This is a genomic window from Ruegeria sp. AN6 (assembly GCF_056540425.1).
The window spans coordinates 1-854 of sequence record NZ_JBQFWR010000044.1 but is presented as its reverse complement, the minus strand read 5'-3'; the positions used below and the strand labels follow the sequence as shown (position 1 = coordinate 854).

Below are 854 nucleotides of genomic sequence, written 5' to 3'. Positions count from 1 at the left end.
TAGGCTCCAGACTCATTGATTTACAGCCAGAACAGCACGGTAGCTGCTAGAGCGATAGCCGAGAGGAATACCTTTGGGCATCTGTCATATCGGGTGGCGACGCGCCGCCAGTCCTTCAGGCGTCCGAACATGATCTCGATGCGGTTGCGTCGTTTGTAGCGGCGCTTGTCGTATCGGACAGGCTTGTCACGTGACTTTCGACCTGGGATACAGGGATTTATTCCCCTGTCATTAAGGGCTTCACGGAACCAGTCTGCGTCATAACCTCGATCTCCCAGCAGCCAGTCAGCCGATGGCAGACTGTTCACCAGAGCCTTGGCGCCCGTGTAATCGCTGACCTGGCCCGCAGATATGAAGAAGCGGATGGGGCGTCCGAGGCTGTCAGTAACAGCGTGCAGTTTCGTATTCATGCCACCCTTGGTGCGCCCGATCAGCCTGCCGCGCCCCCCTTTTTCAACCGCAGGCTGGAGGCCGTGCGGTGCGCTTTGAGATATGTTGCGTCAATCATGATTGTCTTTTGATCCGTGCCTTCAGCAGCCAGCCCGTTCATGATCCGAGCGAACACACCCATATCGCTCCACCGCTTCCAACGGTTGTACAGTGTCTTTGGTGGTCCATATTCACGCGGCGCATCGGACCAACGTAACCCATTGCGGTTGATGAAAATAATCCCGCTCAGTACACGACGATCATCAACTCTCGGTTTGCCATGGCTCTTTGGAAAGTAAGGCTGAAGCCGCGCCATCTGCTCGTCGGTCAGCCAGAATAGATTACTCATGTTATACCCCTGAAACTCAGGGGCTTGAATCATGCAGCCGAGATGACGGCAACCAAATTAATGGGTCCAGAACCTA

1 protein-coding gene is annotated in these 854 nt (G+C 54.9%); it reads right to left on the bottom strand.

Translation table 11 applies throughout. From position 1 onward, the window contains the following. Nucleotides 1-20: 20 nt before the first annotated feature. Nucleotides 21-778 (bottom strand): IS5 family transposase gene (locus ACR0MQ_RS22935; protein WP_480566953.1). Its coding sequence is split into 2 segments (ribosomal slippage): nt 21-457 and nt 457-778, totalling 759 coding nucleotides; the frame shifts between segments, so codons are not numbered across the junction. Nucleotides 779-854: the final 76 nt, after the last annotated feature.